Below are 18,152 nucleotides of genomic sequence, written 5' to 3'. Positions count from 1 at the left end.
TGGGTGTGGGAGTGCGCCGCGACCTCGCCCTCGGTCTCGTAGAAGCCGCCGGGGTCCCGCTCCCCGGCATCCAGGAGCCAGGAGCGGAAGGACGCCGCCGTTCGGGGAGCAGGTTCGGTCACGTGTCGAGAGCGTACTGATCGTCAGCCCGCCGTCAGGCGAGGCTGTGGCGGACGGATCCGGTGGAGGCGATCGGACTCGAACCGACAACCCCCTGCTTGCAAAGCAGGTGCGCTACCAATTGCGCCACGCCCCCGGATGCCCGTCGCAGCGGGCTGGTCAAGTGTGCCAGCCCGCCCCGGCGGACGGCCAATCACATCCGGTCACCCGGCAGGGTCACCTGACCGGGTCGGTGACCTCGGCCCAGAGGGCCTGCTCGGCCTTGTCGGCCTCGAGCTTGCGCCAGATGGCGAAGCCTGCCGCCGCGGCCACGGCGACGACCAGGAGCTTCTTCACGTCCGACCTCCTCGCACCGGCGGTCCGCCGGTTGTTGGCGCTCTCGGCACCGGCCTCGGCCGGTGACCGGGTCAGCATAGTCGGGTGCCCCGTGGCCCGTCGGTGCCCACGGCTAGCGTGTGGCGGGTGCCCACCGTCCCGCCCGACGTCCACCTGCAGCGGCTCGCGGTGCAGGGGCTGACCCGGCGCGCGGCCCGGACGCCGGACGACGTGGTCCGCCGCATCCTCGCCGTCCAGGCGCAGGACCTGCGCGGCGCCCGGCTCGCCGTCCGGTCCCGGAGCACGGGCCTTCTCGCCCGTGACGTCGACGCGGCGTTCGACGCCCGCCGGCTCGTCGTCGCCTGGCTCAACCGGGGCACGCTGCACCTCGTCGCCGCCGAGGACTACTGGTGGCTGCACCCGCTGACGACGCCGCAGCTCGCCGCGAGCAGCCGCCGCCGGCTCGAGCAGGAAGGCGTGTCCCCGGCCCAGCTCGAGACCGGTGTCGAGGTCGTCTCCCGTGCGGTGACGGCAGCGCCGGTGAGCCGGGACGACCTGAGGGCCCTGCTCGACGACGCCGGGGTCCCGACGAAACGGCAGGCGTTCGTCCACGTGCTCTTCGCCGCGTCCCTGCGCGGGCTGCTCCTGCGCGGGCCCGTGCTCCCGGACGGCGAGCAGGCCTTCGTCGACCCGGTCACCTGGCTCGGGCCGCGCCCGCCCGACACCGACCCGGACGAGGCGCTCGGCCGGCTCGCGCAGCGGTACCTCGTGGCGCACGGCCCGGCGCGGGACGCCGACCTCGCGACGTGGGCGGGGACGACCCTCGGTGCCGCCCGCCGCGGGCTCGCCGCGCTGGGGAGCACCGCGGACGACGACGGGCTGCACCGGCTGCCCGGCGCGCCGGCCGCGGCCGGCGTCGTGCCGGCACCCGTGCTGCTGGGGCCCTTCGACCCCGTGCTCCACGGCTGGGCGGACCGGGAGGCCGTCATCGGCCGGCACGTCGGTCTCGTCACCTCGAACGGCATCTTCAAGGCCTCCGCGCTCGTCGGCGGGCGCGCGGTCGGGACGTGGACCCTCCCCGGCGGCCGGGTCACGCTCAAGGCCCTCGAGCCGCTGGCGTCCGACGTCGTCGCCGCCCTCGCCGCGGACGCCGACGACGTCCACCGCTACCTCGGGCTGCCTGCGCGCGACATGCTCACCGCCTGACGGGGATGGCGGCTACGGTCCCGCCATGACCGTCATCCGCGTGCCCTTCCATCAGGACGACCGCCTGCCCGACGACAGCGCCCCGCTCCCCGCCGGGACGCCGTCCGTGCTCGTCGACCCGGACCTGCCCGCGCTCGACCCCCCGGGGACCGACCAGTGGACGAGGCTCGCGGCGCTCCACGGCGCGGTGGCGGACGCGGTCGCCGGCGCGCTCGCCGGCCCGGCCGTGCCGGTCGTCGTCTCCGGGGACTGCCTCGTCGCCCTCGGCACCCTGGCCGGCGCCCAGCGGGCGGGTCTCGACCCCGGGATCGTCTGGTTGGACGCGCACGGCGACGTCCACACCCTCGCCTCGTCGCAGTCCGGGTACCTCGGCGGGATGGTGCTGCGGATGGCGGTCGGCGGGGACCCCGACCGGCTCGCGGGACCGCTCGGGCTGCGGGCGCTCCCCGAGGAGCGTGCCGTCCTCGTCGACGCCCGCGACCTCGACGCCCCCGAGGTCGACTACCTCGCGGGCAGCGCGATCACCCGGCTCGCCGTCGAGGACGTCACCGCGGACCGGTTGGCGGCGGTGCTGCCGGACGGGCCGTTCGTGCTCCACGTCGACCTCGACGTCGTCGACTCCGCCGAGCTGCCGGGCCTGCTCTTCCCGGCACCCGACGGGCCTGCGGCGTCCGCGGTGCTCGACGCCGTCCGGCGGGCCCTCGCGACCGGGCGGGTCGCCGTCCTCGACGTCGCGTGCCCCTGGCACCCGGCCCGGGACGCGGCCGAGGCCGCGGTGCGGGCCGACCTCGTCGCGCAGATGCTCGCGGCCGCCGGGGTCACCGGCGGCTGAGCGTCTCGGAGGCCCGGGTCCCGGGTCCCGGGTCAGGCCTCGCAGGCGATCCCGTCGCCGTCGAAGTCGAGGCGGAAGTTCGCGAAGTACAGCGGGCCGTTGACCGTGAAGTTGCGGACCCGGTCCCCGCCGCTGCCGCTCCTGCGGTCGCGCGCCCCGGGCCGCCCGACGCCGTGCGGGTAGTCCTGGTGCATCGCGGGGCAGCCCGGGTAGCGGACGAGCTCGACCGGCCGGGTCCGGGTCGGCGGCCGGGTCGAGGTGCTGCTCCGCGGCCGCGTCGAGGACGTGCTCGGCTTCTTCGTCGTCGGTCGCGGCGTGGTCGTGCTCGCCGCGGGCACGGTCGGCTCGTCGACGGCGGACGTCGTCGGGCCGCCGTACATCGTCGGCTCCTCGCTCACGGTCGCCTCGGGCGCGGCGGTCGTCGGCTCCGGCGCCGCCGTCGTCGCGGGCACGGCGACCGGTGTGACCGAGTCCGACCCGGAGTCCGGCAGACCGCTGAAGCCGATCACCCCGGCGACGAGCCCGGTGACGGCGAGGGCCCCGATCCCGATGAGCAGGCCGTTGCGCCGCCCGCCGGGGGCCGGGGCCGCGCGGTAGGCGGGGGCGGAGGTCTTGGCCGACACCGCGGCGGCACCGAAGAGCGCGTCCACGGGCGCCGCCGGCCGCGCGTCGGCCGTCGTGGCCGGCAGGGCGATGGTCAGCTCGTCGTGGATCGTGCCCTGCCGGGTGGTGGCGGACGCCGCGACCGGGACGACCTGCGTCGGGGCCTCGGCGGAACCGGCGTCGGTCGTCGCGCCGCCGTCGACGGACGTCACCGCCTCCGCCGCGACCGCGGCGAGACCTGGTACGGAGTCCAGGCCGGTCACGCCGCGGTCGCTGACGTGCGCCGTCCAGCCGCCGCCGTCCCAGTACCGCATCTCGTGCCGGCCGTACGGGTCGGCCGCCCAGCGTGGGCCCGGAAGCTCTCGCATCGCCGCTCATCTCCCCGCGTGTCGCGTCGCTGCCGCGACCGATGCTGGCACGGGGTGCGCGGAAGGTCAGCAGATCCGTCGAAGTTTGATCTGGGCGTACGCGGGCGACCCCGAAGGGTGAGCAAATCACCCATGTGCACACGTTCCGGCGGGCCGCGCGGCTCGGCCCCGGGGCGCGGGCTACTTCTTCTTGGTCGAAGAGCTCGACGACGGCGAGGAGTCGTTGGTCGGCGGTGGGTCGGTCGGGGGCTTGCTCGTGCTGCTGCTCGACGTCGTGGTCTCGTCCGGCGGCGGGCTCGACGACGGCGGGGCCGACGTGGTCCTCGTCCGGGACGTCGTCGTCGCCCGGGGCGCTGCCGAGGTGCTCGACCGGTAGGTGATCCGGGGTGCCTTGGCCGAGGAGAGCTGGACGCCCGGCACCGTGGTCCTCTTCTTCGGCTTCTTCGTCGTGGCCTTGACCGTGGCCCCGGGGGCGGGGTCGCCGGTCGGGGTCGACACGACCGACTGGACGGCGTCCGCGCTGCTGCCCGTGCTCCCGCCGCCGAGCACGGCGGCGACCGCGATGAGCGCCGCGACCCCGAGCCCGGAGAGGATCTCGGGGATGTGCGACTCGCGCCAGTCCCAGCCCTCCGGCTCGTCGTCCGCGGCCGCCCAGGCCGCACCGCCGTGGCCTCCCGAACCGAAGGTCAGGTCGGCCTGACGACCGACGGCGGCAGGGCCGGCGGCACCGGACGCAGCGGCACCGGCGGCCCGGCGGCCGCCGGGGAGGTCGTTGAAGAGGTCGGGCGCCCGACCCGCTGCCGTGCGCGAGACCCGGGTCTCGGCCGGGGCGGCTGCGGCCGCCGGCGGGATGACGACCGGCGACATCGCCGGGAACTCCGCGGCGGACGGCGTGGGGAACTGCGTGGGAGAGGTGGTCGGGAACGCTGCCGGGCCGCCTGCGAGAGCACCCGATGACGACACCCTCGCCGGCACGGACGCCTGGCCGCTCGTCAGGTCGGTCGTCCCGGCGGCGGCCTGCGCCTCGCGCCGGGTCCGCGGACCGGGCAGCGGCGGGTCGACGAGCACGGAGCCGTCACCCTCGCTCACGTGCTCGGTCCACTGGGAGCCGTCCCAGTAGCGCAGCTCGTGGCGGCGGTAGGGATCGGGCGCCCACTGCGCCTCGCGCGGGCCTTCCATGGACACACCCCCTCGAGGCATCACTCTGTAGCGGAGAGACCACTCTCCGCAACCGGTTGGCCCAACTTCGTGGATGGTTCTGCGTCGGTGGGGCACTGCCGCCATGGCACCTCGCCGCCGGTCGAACGGGAGGACTGTATGACTTCCGCGTGGACAGGCGGGACCGAACGGGAGAACCTCACACATCTGACACGGTCGTGACTCACCGGTGTCACACATCCCGTCCGTGCCGGCGGGTCCGGGAACGACGAAGGCCCCGCGTCACGGCGGGGCCTTCACGTGGAGAGGTCGTTCCGGGTGGGCCTAAGAGGACTTGAACCTCTGGCCTCTTCCTTATCAGTCAGAGCGAGGAGACGTGCTAACTCGGTCGATGGTGGTGGGCGCCTGTGAAGACAGTCCGGGCTCGTACGTCACGAGCTGGTGGAGTTCGCGGCGGTTGTCACGCAGTTCGTCACTCAGCGCGTCAGGTTGACCGGCGGCCACACCGTGCTCCTCTGCTGGTCGGCGGTCCACGTCACCAGCAACGGCCTCTGCGTCCCCTATATATACGGACTAGGCGACTTCACGCCTACCCCGTCCAACGTCGAGCCAACCGCGTTGTCCTCGGCTCGAACAGCGGCGCGTCGACGACCCAGAGGAACGACCGGGCCAGGATGTCGATCAGACCGTCTCTGAGGGCTGTGTCGAGTCTGGTCACATCGTGTGCGGCGCGGAGCGCTCCTATGGGTGACCCCGGCGGGCAGCAGCAGTCGCGACTGGGAGGAGTCCGCAGCGCCACGCGGCCGCCCCAGACTGGGCGTGGGTGTCAGACCTCACGCCTAGCGTCAGGCTGTGTACTCGATCGGACCACCAGGACACGCCCCCATGAGAGGACGGAGCATGTCGCGACCTCAGCCGCAGATTGGGCGCGTCCGTTCGATGTGCGTGCGGCCGGCCTCCCCCTTTGGGAGGCTCGCCCCATGGCCGTCCTGCAGCCCATGCCACCGATCAACCTCCCAGTCGCGCAACTCGCACAGTTCGGTGCGCAGTGGGCAGCGAACGGAGACGCGTTGTCCCGGACCCCTCCGTTCAGTAGCTCGCAACTGGGCGGACTCGTGGACAGCAGGGTGGGAGCGGCGCTGGCAGAGATGTTGGGCAACATCCCAGTCGTGGTCCCCGTCGCGACCTCGCTCACGCCGGCTCAAGCGGACTGCGTCGAGGTCGGACCGGTGAGAGTGGTTGGTGGCGTTAGGCCGCAGAATTTCGATGTCGGCTATCGCCCAGATGGAGTGCGATTCGCATTCGACTCCAAGACTCTGAACGACCGGAAGTCAGTCGGCAAGAACTACCAGAACATGATCAACGATTTGGCGACAGAGGCAACCACGGTTCATACCCGGTTCCCGTCCGCCGTGGTCGGTTTCATGGTGGTGATCCCCGGGCCATGTCTACCCGCCGTCGGGGGTGTCGGAAGGGCTCTCATTGGAACGCTTGAACGCCTGGGTGGACGTGTATTGGTTGACGAACCCCTCCATCGCGCCGAGGCGCTGAGCCTGGTGATCTGGGACCCAGCGACTGGGAATGTCGACCCGCAGGTACCCGACCCGGCCAGCGCACTTAGAATCGAGAGGTTCAGTGCTCAGGTGGAAGCTGCCTATCATCAACGATTCCAAGGACTTCCACCTCATGCTGAATAGAGTCAAGGATTTCACATCGAAGCCGGTAGCGGATGCAAGTAAGCTGCGCGGAGGCTACTACACCCCTACAGAGATTGCGCGATTTGTGGCCGCGTGGGTTTCCGCGACAGGAGCTCGCGTGTTGGAACCATCATGTGGGGACGGGTCAATTCTTCGATTCCTACCTTCGGGATCACTCAATGGACGCCCGCAAGGTGTCGAACTAGTACCCGAAGAGGCATTGCTTGCAAGCCAGTACGGTGCAGTAGTCAATGACGATTTCTTTCACTGGATGGAATCTGACGGCGGCAATTGGGATGGCGTCGCCGGGAACCCGCCCTACATTCGGTTCGGCAACTGGGACGACCAGTTCCGTCGCGGCGCACTAGACCTTATGCGTCGCGAAGGCTTGCATCCTTCTCGGCTAACGAATGCGTGGGTACCTTTCGTCGTCGGTGCAACGGTATCGACGAAGCAAGCGGGTCGGGTCGGATTGGTTCTTCCGGCAGAGTTGTTGCAAGTCGGCTACGCGGCAGAGCTTCGCCGCTACATTGTTGAGAGGTATTCAGAAGTAACGCTGGTTACCTTTCGGCGACTGGTCTTCGATGGGATTCTTCAGGAAGTTGTTCTGTTTCTTGGCACGGTCGGTCGCGGCCCCGCTCGGATGAGGGTGGTGCACGCTGAGGACACTCGAAGCCTCGCCGATCTTGAACTTGAAGGTCCGAGTGCACCCGCACTCTTTCACGACGAGGAAAAGTGGACGAAATACTTCCTCAAACCTACTCAGATAAAGACTCTCCGGGACGTTCGATCTAGCTCTGACCTACGCAGTCTCAGTAGTTACGCCGACGTACAGGTCGGAATAGTCACAGGTCGAAACTCATTCTTCACGATGACTCGAACAGAGGCGGAGGATCGCGGACTGCTTCAGCACTGCGTTCCTCTCGTTGCTCGTACGTCGCAACTTCCAGGTCTGCGCTATTCTGAACTTGATATGAAATCTCAATACGAAGACGACGTCCGGGCTCTTCTTCTCCGTGCACCCAAAGAGCTCGATGGTCTTGACGCCCTAGAGACCTACGTTCGACACGGCGAGGCCCAAGGTGTTCACCAGGGCTATAAGTGCTCGATCAGATCACCATGGTGGACCACTCCCAGTTTCTGGGTCCCGGACGCATTTATGTATCGGCAGATACATACTCATCCGCGCATCGTGGTCAATGAGACTGCGGCAACCGCCACGGACACGATTCATAGGGTGAGACTGACTGCTCAGGTCTCATCGAAATCCCTCGCAGCGGCAGCATTCAACTCGGCCACCTTTGCATTCAGTGAGATCCAGGGACGAAGTTATGGGGGAGGTATTCACGAACTTGAGCCCAGCGAGGCTGCAGCACTACTGGTCGTGGACCCGCACCTTGTTCCTGAGACTCTGCCCGAGTCAATTGATCTGAAGTTGCGTGCTGGCGACCTTGAAGGCGCCGTGGAGCTGGCAGATGCCACTCTGCTAGTCGAGGGACTTGGCTGGAGCGATCGGAAGGTCAAGACAGTCCGCTCGGCATGGCTCGATCTGCGAGCTCGTCGCGCTGGCCGGGGTCGCCGATAGCCGTGGGCCAGTCTGGAACCATCGCCTGCATGAGTCTGTGGTCCCGCATCGTAGGCCGCCGGTTGAAGAGTCGTGGATCCTCCTCCCCGACTTCTCCTCAACCAGCAGCCTTGCCGTTGGATCGGCGCAGCCACCACGCCACAATCATGGATGGCGCTGTTCCGTTCTACGATCATGCCCGGTGGATCTACGAGCGCGACGAAGCCCGGTCGGCTGATGCAGTATCACGAGCTGTTGGTCTGATGTCCCTGGCCGGCGCTCTGCTGGCCCTCGCGCCGATTGGTTATGGCGTCCTCGAGAGTCTGCCTGCACAGACTCGTGTCCTCGTCGCCACCCTGCTAACGATGAGCCATGGCATGCTCTTTACAGTGATCTTGATCGGGCTGGCGGCCGTTTCGCCGAGGGGCACGTCGCAGCCTCGACAGGAGACCATCCGAGACCGGTGGCAAGGATGGATCGAAGGCGGTGACGCTCGCATCTTCGCCGCCGCTCTCTATCGTGACTTCGCCGGGACGTTCATCGAGACGACCAAAGGCACGGCCGACAGTCCGCTCACGACTCAGCGTGAGCTTGCAGACCGCCGGATGCGGCTTGTCAGCCGCGGCATCTGGGTATTCTCGGGTGCCATGCTCCTCGTCGTTGTGGCGGGAACGATCACCTTGTGGGGACTGCAATGACTGACTCGGAAGAGAAGCCGCAGCCAACGACAGTCTCGGCTGACTCGTGGGCAACGTCCTACAGCCCGGAGCCGGCCGAACTCGTGCAGAAGGGCGACACGATGACCGGGTCAGAGACGCGTGTTGTCAAGATGCCGCCGCGGTCGCGGTGATGGTTGACGCCGAAGGAGACGAGGACGAGAAGCCCGACCCCTGGGCAGCTGTGGTGAAGGGCTATGAGCCTGAAGCAGCGGACCGCGTCAAAGGCTCCGGGGGACGGCCCGGCGATCGATTCACTCGAGTAGCAGAGGACTAGCCTCGGCCCCACCGTTGCTGCGTGGCTTGGCGGGTGGTGCCGAGTCGGGCGGCGATCTCGCCCCAGGAGTAGCCAAACGTGCGCAGGCCGGTGACGGCGGTCTGGGTGGCGGTGTCGACCTCGACGGCCAGGCGTAGGAGGTCGGCCAGGGCGTCGACGTCGCCGTCCGCGACCCGGCGGGCGTGGGCCCGGATGACCCGGGCGGCGAACGCGGCGTAGTCGGTGTTCTCCACCCCGGCCCGGCGCCGCTTCCGCGCCCTCACCGTGGCCGCCGGCCGCTGGCTCGTCGTGCTGTCTGCGGCGGTGTCGGGCGTCAAGGTGCCCTTGACGGTGTCCTGGGCAGCGGGCTGGGTCATCGGGTCGCCTCCGTCCCGGCGCCGAGCAGGTCCAGCAGGTCCAGCTGCGCGTCCAGGCCCGCGTTCAGGATCGCCTCGGCGGCGTTCCGGGCTGCCCAGTGCAGGCGGCTCTGCTCCTCCCACGACGGACCCTCGGCCTCGTCGACGCGCTCGGTCTGGTCGTCGGTCTTGGCGGTGCGATGGCGGTCCTGGGCGTCAATGGCGGCGAGCAGGCAGGCCCGGTGCGCGGCGTCCGCGTCGATGACGGCATAGGCACGCTCATGGGTGATCCGGTCCAGCACGTGCCCGATCAGGGTGGTGACGGTGATGGTCCCGGCCCGGCGGACCTGCCCGTGCGCGCGGGAGGCCCGGACCTGGACCTCGACCCGGCCACCCTGGGTGGACCACTGCCAGCCGTCGCCGGCGCCGCCGCGCATCCCGGCCGCAACCTGTGCGCGGAGCTCGGTGAGGCGTCGGGTCCGGTCGGCCGGCGTCGACAGCCACGCCCGGGCGATCGCCGCGACCTCCCACGGCGCCCAATACGCCGCGGCGATCCGGGCGACCTCGACGTGCGTGAGCGGGTGCCGGGCCGGGACCGTCTTCGCCCGCCGCCGCGCGACCCGGGACGCTCGCGCGGTCTTGCTGGTGGTGCCGATGGGGTGCCTGCTGGTCATGGTGTCCTCCCGGGGTGGGCGTGGCGGCAAGGGGAGTCATTTCCCCCTTGCCGACAGGCGGGAGGTACCTCGCCCGGAGAGGCTCGCCATCAACCCCCACCCCGCCTCGAGGACCCAGGCGTGCGCAGGTGCGGGAGCACCTTCCCCGACCACCCCCACGGCTGGGGGTTGATGGGGAGACCGGGCGTGGTACCGGAAGGCGAGCCGCAAGCAACAGGTGATCGGCCTCGCGCGTCACCGCACCCAGACACCCACCCAGACACGCGCGGGCCGAACGTCACCCGGCTGCTCCGGACAAGGTCAGAGACGACTCGGCGTCCTGGACGTCATGATGAGTTCGTGCCAGGCGACGGGAAGCACAGCGCGGGGGCCAGGGAGCCTGTCGCCTGGCTCAGACGGCCAAGACCTCCTGTGAGCGAGTTGCCTGGTTGGCGGCCGGTCGCGCTCGCTGTGATGCTGCCTGCGATCGGTGTGCAGATTGGCCTGGCGTCAGTGCTCACGGAGACCCACGTTGGTGAACGCCTGGCCGGCGCCGGCGTCTTCCTGGTCAGTCTCCTCGTACTCGGCACGGTGGCCGCGTACCTCCTCAGGCCCGTGGAGAGATCGAGATCAGACAAGTAGAGGCGCGCGCCGGGCCGGAGCGGAGCGGGAGGCAGAGGCGCGCGCCGGCGGCCGCGAAGCGGCCGCCCTTGATTCCATACAGGCAGATTCGGCAGATGGCTTCGGCACATCGTCGGCATCGCGTCGGCATCGCGTCGGCATCGCCGATGACAGGGCTGTCGACCTCACCTGGCACAGGACAGTCCTGATGACGTTGTGGTCACGGCGCGCCACTAGCTGTGCTGTGCTGTCCAGCCACCTTGGCTTCACGGCGATTGCGCCCCGGCTGCATTGACTAGACGAAGTCGTGATGACCGGCGGGATCCCGAGGTACGTGTGTCAGCTGGTATGCGGCTTGGGACGAGCCCATCGTCTGACTGGGTAGTTGGCCGGAAACAACGAACGGCCCGAGCCGAAGCTCGAGCCGTTCGTGTGTTAGTGCTCTCAGGCAGCGAGTAGTGCCTCGATCTCTTGGCCCCGCCGAATGTCCTCTGGCGTCAGCGCACGCGATGACAGGAAGACGGCGCTGTAGGGGATCTCGTCCCTGTCCCCCGCAAGTGCCCAGCCCGGCTCACGGTGCGACAACTCCGATGCCTCCGTAGCACTTCGATTCCAAAGTGCCTTCAGCACCTCAGCGGCTAGATCTATCTCCGCTTGAGTGAAGAGAGACAGGTTGGGCGGTCGCTTTGCAACGAGGCGCTCCTGCGGTCGACCGAAGTACTCCGCGTACTCCACCGCCGCATCCCCGTTGGCGATCAATCGGTTGCGGACTAAGGTGATCTGTTTCGGAACAGGGCCGAAGGGGCGCCGCTGGTAAGCAGCACCTGTCAACGGCTTCCCATGGATCCCGTAGCCAAGGAAGTCCATGTAGAAGAGGATCTTGTTCAGCTTGGTCTTACCGAACTTAGGGTCACCGACAGACTCCTCCGCGATGTACAGGAGGAGTTCGCCGAATTTGGTGTCGTCGAACTCGATCGTGGCGGTCATGGGTGGTCCTCCCGGGTCAACGGCTGTCACTCTCCTGGGAGGCCGGGCCTCCGCTACACGATGCCCACTCGTTGTGTCAAGCGCAGCCACTGCTCAAGACAACGGTATCGCATACTCGATCTGTTCCCCAATGTCTATCGACACGGACACGCCTACCTGGAGGCGGTCCCGGCGTCGGTAGCCCTCACATGGCGATGGAGACGCGGTCACATGATCGGCTCGTCAAAGTCTTCCGTGACGGGTTCGATCCAGACCAGCTCGACGTAGTCGGAGTCTTCGATCTTGAGGAAGATCCGCAAGCTAGGCGCGTCCGGGAACGCATCGGTGATGACGCAGCGCAGAGCGGTGCCCGGGACGGCCGGCAGGAGCTCGGCGTTGATCCCAGCTGCCCAGACGACACCGGACGTGACCTCGTCCAGCCGCTTTACCGACATGCCGAGGGCCGCTGACTGCTCGGTGAAGAGATTGCTCTCTCTTACTGTGCGCACGTTCGTTGCTCCAAGTGGGTGAGCCGCCGTAGCGAAGATCGTCGAGCCACCCGGACGTACGCACGCGACAAGTCACTGAGCATGTAAGGTCTTGCTGTCATCCCAGACAAGACGAAGACCTCGGTCCGGAGTTCGCTCCGACCGAGGTCTTCGCTTCTTCCGCCGAGAGTCTAGCGGACCGCGCGGACGAACCACATGACTGTATCTATGCAGGTCAGACCGATGTCTCACGTTCAGTGACCGTCCGTCAACTCGGTTATCCACAGGTTCGGGTCAGACGTCCACCCCGCGGGTAGGGTTATCCACAGGCGTACGTCACGAATTCACAAGCGGGCTGTAGTTCGCCGTGAACGGTCGGTCTGCCTTGTGATTCACATCACACTTATGCCACCCCCCGGATCGGCATCCTGAGCTTCGTGTGGTGACTCTCAGTCGTCGTTGCGACACCCCATCCTCGAGCGATGCGGTCTACGATGGGCTTGCATGCACGCATGAGAGTGGGATGATCTTGGCTCGACTAAGCGTCGTGGACCGCATCGGTGCTGAGGTGCGCCGATTGAGACTGACGGCTGGCTTGACGATGGAGCAGGTCGGGGGCGAGTTGGGCTGGTCGCAAGCCAAGCTGTCCCGAATCGAATCTGGTCGGCTGGGCGTGACGGTCGATGACCTCAACGCCGTCTTGGATGTACTCGGTGCTGCTGATGATGCTCGAGCGGAGCTACTCGCACTCGCCGCCGGAGAGGATCTCGGTGCCTGGATGGTCCGCGCTGGCGGGCCCAGACGCCGGCAGCGCGAGGTGCAGGGGATTGAGCAGCGAGTTCGAAGGTGGCGGGAGCATCACCCGCTTGTAGTCCCGGGCCAGCTTCAATCTCGGGACTACACAGTGGCCATGGTCGAAGCCGCCCAATTGAGCGGCATGGCGGTTGGCCAGGACCCGACGGCTGTTTCCAACGCCCGAGCGCAACGCCAGGAACTCCTCAACCATCCTGGCTCTGGCAGCTATGAGGCGATCGTGGATGCGCGATGCCTCGAAAGGCATCCGGGGGGCGCCGCCGTGATGGTCAGCCAGATCGAGCACATACTGCGCCGCATGGATGTGCCCTCCATATCTGTGCGCGTGCTGCCCTCCACTCACTCCGCACGAGCGTTGGCGCTCGGGGCCTTCGTGATCTACGACTTCGCTGACTCATCGTCAACGCCGTTGGTGCTGGTGGAAACACAGTTCGTCGACGTCTATCTCGCCGATCCCGTCGAGGTCCAGGCGTACGAGTCACTGTGGACAGGACTCAGTGCTGAGGCACTGAGCGTGGAGGAGACCCGAGAGTGGTTGGTCTCCCTACGCGACCAAGGAAGGTAGTGGAATGGACTGGAGCCGTGCGAAGTGGCGGAAGGCCTCGGGGTCGAGCAGTGGAGGCTGCGTCGAGGTGGCCATGCAGGATGACCTGATCGGGGTGCGGGACACCAAGGACGCCGGCACAGGTCCTGTGCTCGTGTTCAACCAGCGCGAGTGGAGTGCCTTCCTGGACGGCACTGCGAAGGGCGAGTTCACCTTCGAGGCACTCAGCGAATGACCTTGATCGAGCGTCGGGCGTCATCGCGTCCGTTGCGGTGGCTCCTGGGCTCGACGGCAGCGGCCGTGACTGCGCAAGGGATAGTCGCGGCCGCTGCTCCGCTGTTGGCGGCATCACTTACCCGCGACCCCGTCGCCGTGAGCCTGGTGGCCGCGTCTGCGTGGCTACCCTGGCTCCTCATCGGGCTACCGGCCGGCGCATTGGTCGAGCGGTGGGTCAAGCGCCGCGTCATGGTCAGCACGGACGCGGTCCGTGGCCTCGTTCTCCTGGTACTGACCGTGGTCATCCTCTGGGGGCATGCCGCGATCTGGTCGCTGGCTCTTGCTGTGTTCCTGGTCGGAGTGGGCTCGTGCTTCTTCGACCCTGCCGCTCAGTCGGAGATCCCTGAACTGGTAGGCCGCGACCCGAAGGCCGTTGCCGACGCGAACGCGAGCTACTGGACTCTTGACGCGCTCGCTCGGACGTTGGTTGGTTCGTCGGCCGGCGCGATCGCATTCGGGCTCGCACAGTGGGCGCCATTCGCCGCGTCCGCCTTCCTGCTCGTCGTCTCGGCGGCGCTGCTCACTCGGCTACCGTCGCGCCCGGTCCCCGCACGGGCCCCCGGATCGCGCGACCTGCGAGCCGAGCTCGCCGGCGGCCTTCGTGAGCTGTGGAGCAGCACACCGCTTCGACGGAACGCGCTCCTGATGGCGACGTACAACGTGTGGTGGAACATCGTCTTCGCCACCCTGATCCTGCTGCTGCTGCACCGTTTCCAGATCTCGAGCTGGATGTGGGGAGCGCTCGTGTCGTCGATGGCCGTCGGTGGTGTTGCCGGCGGGGCCTGGGCCAAGCGGAACCACACGGTCAGCGTGGAACGGGCCTACGGACTCGGCTTTCTCGTGCAAGCGGCCGGCTGGCTCGCTGTGCTCGTCGCACCCATGTGGTGGCTCGCGTTCCCCGGCATGGTGGCTGTCGGAGTCGCCAGCACCGCTGTGAGTGCAATCGGTGGCGCCGGCATCCAGCTGGCCACACCCGAAGGGATGCTGGCACGGGTGACGAGCGGCATCCGGCTTCTGGGCATCGGCGCTGCCGCCGTCGGCGCTGGCCTCAGCGGCCCCATTGCGGCTATCGCGGGCCTGTCGGCTCCCACCATCACGGCTGCCGCGGCCCTCGTCGTCGCGAGCGTCTGGGCCCTTCGCCAAGGCTGATCCGATCTCCCTCTTGACCCCTTCTTGCACGCGTGCATAAGATATGCATGCACGCAAGCAAACTCACGAAGGAGAGAAGCCATGGCGCTTCAGGGTGGTCACCGCTTCGCGGTCGACATGGACGACGTGTTCCTGCACGGGGTGTACGCGATGGGCGTGGAGCAGGCGATGGACTACGACGAGAAGAGCGGTCGCAGGTCACCGGCGAAGGACAAGATCACGGGCGAGCTGGTCTGGACGGTGACCGTGATGGACCGCGACCCCGATGCCCGGGCCAAGGAGGTCAAGGTGAAGGTGACCGGGCCGTACTGCCCGGTCCTGCCGGGTGAGATCGCGCCCGGGACGGGTCTGCACGCGTGTGCGTTCGAGGGCCTGACGGTGACCCCGTACATCGTCGACGGGCCCGTGGGGCGCCGGTCGAAGCTCGGGTACTCGTTCCGGGCGACCAAGGTCATCGCGCAGGGCAAGGCCCCCGCCGCCACCTCCTCGGGTCGTGGTGGCGGGCAGGCGCCCTCCGGTGGCTCTGGGGACGGCAAGGCCGCCTGACCCCTCCCCCAGGGGTCTGGACGGCTGTGTCGTCCGGTCCGTGTCCGTGGTCCCCGACCTGGGGGCGTCTCGGGCGCGGACCACCAACTCCCCGGGCTGACCGGCCACGCCAAGGGCTCGTCAGTCACAAGGGGGTTCGCACTGACTGCGGGGTGTGGTGGCCCCCGGCCCTGGTTCGCGGCCGGGCCGGGGGCGCTGCACCGCCTTCGCACACACCCGCCCCGAGGGGCTGGGTTCCTCGACCGCCAAGCCAAGGGAGCACGTTCGCGATGCCCACCCACCGTACCCGCCGCCCCCTGCCGGGTGGCCGCAGTCCCGGCGGCAACCGGTGACCGCCCCCACCGTCACCGTCGCTCACGACGTCGTGCCTGACGACCAGGGCTCGGACGACGTCCGACCTGTCCGGGTCGCTCGCGCGATCACGGGCCTGTTGCGGGCGATGCCGGTCCCGGACGACGCCGACGACGCCGCCCGCGCGGACTGGTTCGCCCGCAAGGCCTCCCTGCTGGACGCGGTCGCGTCCGCCGCCGCCTGCCCGTCGCTGGCGGTCGAGGCGCACTGCCTGGCCCGGGAAGCCCGGGCCACCGCCCGCACCTACCTCCGCGACGCCCTCATGGCCGGCCCCGCACTCGACGTGGCCGCTGCCGGTGCGGCGTCCCTCGACACGACGAGCACCCAGGAGCACCTGCGATGACGACGCCCAGCACTCCCGCCCCGTACACGCATGTCCCCCAGCTGAACCGCTCGGCAGCCCAGCTGCCGACCACGATCTCGGTCGGGTACTACGCCGCCCACCCGCACCTGCCCGCACCGGCGGACTCCCTGTTCGCGTCGGCGTGCTGGCTGGTCGCCCGGCACCCGCAGGTGATGGCCCTGGCCCGCCGCGTCCCCGGCGCCGTCGACCCCGAGGGCGACGTCCTGCCCTGGATCCTCGCCGAAACCTTCGAAGCCCTCGACGACCACAACGCCGCCTGGCGGGACTACGAGACCGACACTCCGGCGCCTGCGGACGACGGCCGGTACGACGCGTGGGTCGAGGCCGGCCCCGCCCCCACCCCGCAGGTGGCCGCGCTCGGAGTGATGTCCCGCACCGAAGTCACCCGGCTGCGGCTGCTCGCCACCCTGAACAACGACACCACGGTCCCGTTCACCGTCGGGATGCTGCACGGCTTCGACACCGCCGGCCAGGCGTTCGTCCAGGACTGGACGCTCGCCGTCCAGGGGCGGTGACCAGCGATGAGCGGATACCGCAACAGCAACGGCGGCACCTTCGGCGGGCTCACCAGCCGGGGCGGGAACCGGGCACGGGCAGGGCTTCGGCACGGTGACGGTCAGATGGTCCAGGTGATCGAGCCGGGCCTGTTCTACCAGGAACGAAAGAAGATCTCGTTCTGGTTCGCACTGACGGTGAGCATCCTGCGGGGCCTGTTCACCGCCGTGGTCTGGACCACCCGCACCGCGTTCCGGTACCCGGTCCAGAGCGTCATCCTGAGCGTGTCGGTGTACCTGTGGCTGCGGTGGGGCTGGACCGGCGTCACGATCGCCTGGCTCCTCACCGTCGCTGTCGCCGCGTGGGTGCTGGCGGCCTGGTGGTGGCTGTCCCCGGTCACGTTCGTGCGGCAGGTCACGATGCCGCTGCTCGGCACGTGGCGGTGGCACACGGTGTACCGGTCGCGGTGGCGGGAGGCGATGGCCGGCTGTGGTCTGCAGACGGTGTGGGAGGGCGTCGAGCAGGTCCCTCAGATCGGCCGCGTCCTGTCCACCCGCGACCGGGACATGATGAGCGTCCAGCTGCTGCCCGGGCAGACCCCGGACAAGTTCGCCGGCATCGGCGAAGCCCTCCAGCACATCTACCGCTGCTTCCGCGTCGACATCACCAGCGAGCAGTCCGGGTGGGTCCTGGTCACCTTCCTGCGCGCCGACCCGCTCGCGGTCCCGGTCACCACCCGACACCCGGCCCTGGCCGCGGCGGTCGAGGACGCCCACGACCTCACCGGGTCCTCGGAGGTCGTCGAGGCGCGCGTGGCGCAGCTTCTGGAGGCCGTCCCGGTCGGGGTCACCGAAGCCGGGCACGTCGCCCGCCTCAAGGTCCGGGGCGCGCACCTGCTGGTCGCCGGCACCACCGGCTCCGGCAAGTCCGGGCTCCTCTGGGCCCTCATGTGGGCCTTGGCGCCGTCGGTCCGGGCCGGGCTCGTGGAGGTGTTCGCCCTCGATCCGAAGCGGATGGAACTGGTCGCGCTGGCCGACGGCCCGCACCCGCTCGGCGTCGTGGTGAAAGACGCCGACGTGATGGCCGCGTTCCTCGAGGCCCAGGTCCGCGACCTCGACACCCGCTGCACCGACCTCGAAGGGCACACCCGCACCCACACGCCGACGATCCGGCAGCCGCACCGGCTGATCGTCGTCGACGAGCTCGCCTCCATCACCGCCCTGGCCGACAAGCGCGACCGCGAACGCATCGAAGCCGCCCTCGGCCACCTCGAAAGCCGCGGCCGGGCCGCCGGCTTCTCGGTGGTGGTGACGACGGTCGAGCCGACCAAGGATGTGGTGCGGTGGCGGGCCCTTCACGCGGTCCGGGTCGGGTTCCGGATGGAAGAGACCTCACACACCGACATGGTCCTCGGCGAAGGCACCCGCGACCGCGGCGCCGTCTGCGACCACATCAACCCCGACACCCCCGGCGTCGCGTTCCTGAAGGTCGACGGCAAGCGCGACCCGGTCCGGTTCCGGACCGTCGAGATCACCGACGCGGACCTGCACGTCCTCACCCACGGCCTGCCCGCCGCCGCGCCCGCTGCCGACGAAGAAGCGACGGGCGAGACCACGACGCACGTCCGGGTGGACGTCCTCGACACCCACCCGGCACCCCGCCCTGAGTTGGGCGAGGGCCCGGCATGACCCCGCC

Annotated in this window: 18 protein-coding genes and 1 tRNA gene; 11 read left to right on the top strand and 8 right to left on the bottom strand. The window is 69.0% G+C overall.

Annotated elements, in window-relative coordinates; all coding sequences use genetic code 11:
• Nucleotides 1–183: 183 nt before the first annotated feature.
• A tRNA-Ala gene (locus tag EDJALFJO_RS24065) sits at nt 184–256 on the bottom strand.
• An 80-nt stretch (nt 257–336) separates the two neighbouring features.
• A complete protein-coding gene (locus EDJALFJO_RS35785) occupies nt 337–456 on the bottom strand; it encodes a DLW-39 family protein (protein WP_233150006.1) in 120 nt (39 codons plus the stop codon).
• Between the two features lie 126 nt (nt 457–582).
• Here EDJALFJO_RS35785 and EDJALFJO_RS24055 point away from each other — a divergent pair, with 126 nt between their 5' ends.
• Together EDJALFJO_RS24055 and EDJALFJO_RS24050 are read left to right on the top strand one after the other, a co-directional pair.
• Complete coding sequence (locus tag EDJALFJO_RS24055; RefSeq protein ID WP_158220549.1) at nt 583–1,641, top strand: winged helix DNA-binding domain-containing protein; 1,059 nt, start codon at nt 583–585, stop codon at nt 1,639–1,641.
• Nucleotides 1,642–1,666: 25 nt separating this feature from the next.
• Nucleotides 1,667–2,473 carry an arginase family protein gene (locus EDJALFJO_RS24050; protein WP_088288855.1) on the top strand — a complete coding sequence of 269 codons (807 nt, stop codon included), beginning with the start codon at nt 1,667–1,669 and terminating at the stop codon, nt 2,471–2,473.
• A 32-nt stretch (nt 2,474–2,505) separates the two neighbouring features.
• On the opposite strand, the gene EDJALFJO_RS35175 is transcribed toward EDJALFJO_RS24050, so the two are convergent.
• Together EDJALFJO_RS35175 and EDJALFJO_RS24035 are read right to left on the bottom strand one after the other, a co-directional pair.
• Nucleotides 2,506–3,444, bottom strand: a complete 939-nt coding sequence (locus EDJALFJO_RS35175; protein WP_198950594.1) for a DUF2510 domain-containing protein — start codon at nt 3,442–3,444, stop codon at nt 2,506–2,508.
• Nucleotides 3,445–3,624: 180 nt separating this feature from the next.
• A complete protein-coding gene (locus EDJALFJO_RS24035) occupies nt 3,625–4,623 on the bottom strand; it encodes a DUF2510 domain-containing protein (RefSeq protein WP_158220548.1) in 999 nt (332 codons plus the stop codon).
• 1,665 nt (nt 4,624–6,288) lie between these two features.
• On the opposite strand from EDJALFJO_RS24035, the gene EDJALFJO_RS24025 reads away from it, so the two are divergent.
• Together EDJALFJO_RS24025 and EDJALFJO_RS24020 are read left to right on the top strand one after the other, a co-directional pair.
• Nucleotides 6,289–7,884, top strand: a complete 1,596-nt coding sequence (locus EDJALFJO_RS24025) for a class I SAM-dependent methyltransferase (protein WP_088288853.1) — start codon at nt 6,289–6,291, stop codon at nt 7,882–7,884.
• A 146-nt stretch (nt 7,885–8,030) separates the two neighbouring features.
• Complete coding sequence (locus tag EDJALFJO_RS24020; protein ID WP_143448752.1) at nt 8,031–8,561, top strand: hypothetical protein; 531 nt, start codon at nt 8,031–8,033, stop codon at nt 8,559–8,561.
• A 291-nt stretch (nt 8,562–8,852) separates the two neighbouring features.
• On the opposite strand, the gene EDJALFJO_RS24010 is transcribed toward EDJALFJO_RS24020, so the two are convergent.
• The 4 genes from EDJALFJO_RS24010 to EDJALFJO_RS23990 form a co-directional block, all read right to left on the bottom strand.
• On the bottom strand, nt 8,853–9,212 hold the full coding sequence (locus EDJALFJO_RS24010) for a hypothetical protein (RefSeq protein ID WP_198950592.1): 360 nt from the start codon (nt 9,210–9,212) through the stop codon (nt 8,853–8,855).
• Nucleotides 9,209–9,865, bottom strand: a complete 657-nt coding sequence (locus tag EDJALFJO_RS24005; RefSeq protein ID WP_088288850.1) for a hypothetical protein — start codon at nt 9,863–9,865, stop codon at nt 9,209–9,211. Before EDJALFJO_RS24005 ends, EDJALFJO_RS24010 begins: the two co-directional genes overlap by 4 nt.
• Nucleotides 9,866–10,909: 1,044 nt before the next feature.
• Entirely contained in the window at nt 10,910–11,452 is a 543-nt protein-coding gene (locus tag EDJALFJO_RS23995; RefSeq protein WP_088288848.1) for a Panacea domain-containing protein, read from the bottom strand.
• Nucleotides 11,453–11,658: 206 nt separating this feature from the next.
• Nucleotides 11,659–11,886, bottom strand: coding sequence for a hypothetical protein (locus EDJALFJO_RS23990; RefSeq protein WP_143448750.1), 228 nt, complete (start codon nt 11,884–11,886; stop codon nt 11,659–11,661).
• Between the two features lie 580 nt (nt 11,887–12,466).
• Here EDJALFJO_RS23990 and EDJALFJO_RS23985 point away from each other — a divergent pair.
• The 7 genes from EDJALFJO_RS23985 (at nt 12,467) to EDJALFJO_RS23955 (ending at nt 18,145) form a co-directional block, all read left to right on the top strand.
• The gene (locus tag EDJALFJO_RS23985) at nt 12,467–13,297 is read left to right on the top strand and encodes a helix-turn-helix transcriptional regulator (protein WP_158220547.1); all 831 of its coding nucleotides are present in this window, start codon (nt 12,467–12,469) and stop codon (nt 13,295–13,297) included.
• Nucleotides 13,298–13,301: 4 nt separating this feature from the next.
• Nucleotides 13,302–13,511 (top strand): DUF397 domain-containing protein, encoded by a 210-nt coding sequence (locus EDJALFJO_RS23980; RefSeq protein ID WP_088288845.1) that lies wholly within the window; start codon nt 13,302–13,304, stop codon nt 13,509–13,511.
• Nucleotides 13,508–14,701 (top strand): MFS transporter, encoded by a 1,194-nt coding sequence (locus tag EDJALFJO_RS23975; RefSeq protein WP_088288844.1) that lies wholly within the window; start codon nt 13,508–13,510, stop codon nt 14,699–14,701. Before EDJALFJO_RS23980 ends, EDJALFJO_RS23975 begins: the two co-directional genes overlap by 4 nt.
• A gap of 81 nt (nt 14,702–14,782) precedes the next feature.
• Nucleotides 14,783–15,247, top strand: coding sequence for a hypothetical protein (locus tag EDJALFJO_RS23970; RefSeq protein ID WP_198950591.1), 465 nt, complete (start codon nt 14,783–14,785; stop codon nt 15,245–15,247).
• A gap of 364 nt (nt 15,248–15,611) precedes the next feature.
• On the top strand, nt 15,612–15,941 hold the full coding sequence (locus tag EDJALFJO_RS23965) for a hypothetical protein (RefSeq protein ID WP_143448748.1): 330 nt from the start codon (nt 15,612–15,614) through the stop codon (nt 15,939–15,941).
• Entirely contained in the window at nt 15,938–16,477 is a 540-nt protein-coding gene (locus EDJALFJO_RS23960) for a hypothetical protein (protein ID WP_088288842.1), read from the top strand. The genes EDJALFJO_RS23965 and EDJALFJO_RS23960 overlap by 4 nt, the downstream gene beginning before the upstream one ends.
• A gap of 105 nt (nt 16,478–16,582) precedes the next feature.
• Complete coding sequence (locus tag EDJALFJO_RS23955; protein WP_233150005.1) at nt 16,583–18,145, top strand: FtsK/SpoIIIE domain-containing protein; 1,563 nt, start codon at nt 16,583–16,585, stop codon at nt 18,143–18,145.
• The last annotated feature ends 7 nt before the right edge of the window (nt 18,146–18,152 follow it).

The sequence above is a fragment of the Kineosporia sp. A_224 genome (genome assembly GCF_002198655.1).
Taxonomy (GTDB): domain Bacteria; phylum Actinomycetota; class Actinomycetes; order Actinomycetales; family Kineosporiaceae; genus R-H-3.
The sequence above is the reverse complement of the archived record's forward strand: the minus strand, read 5'-3'. Positions and strand labels throughout refer to the sequence as shown.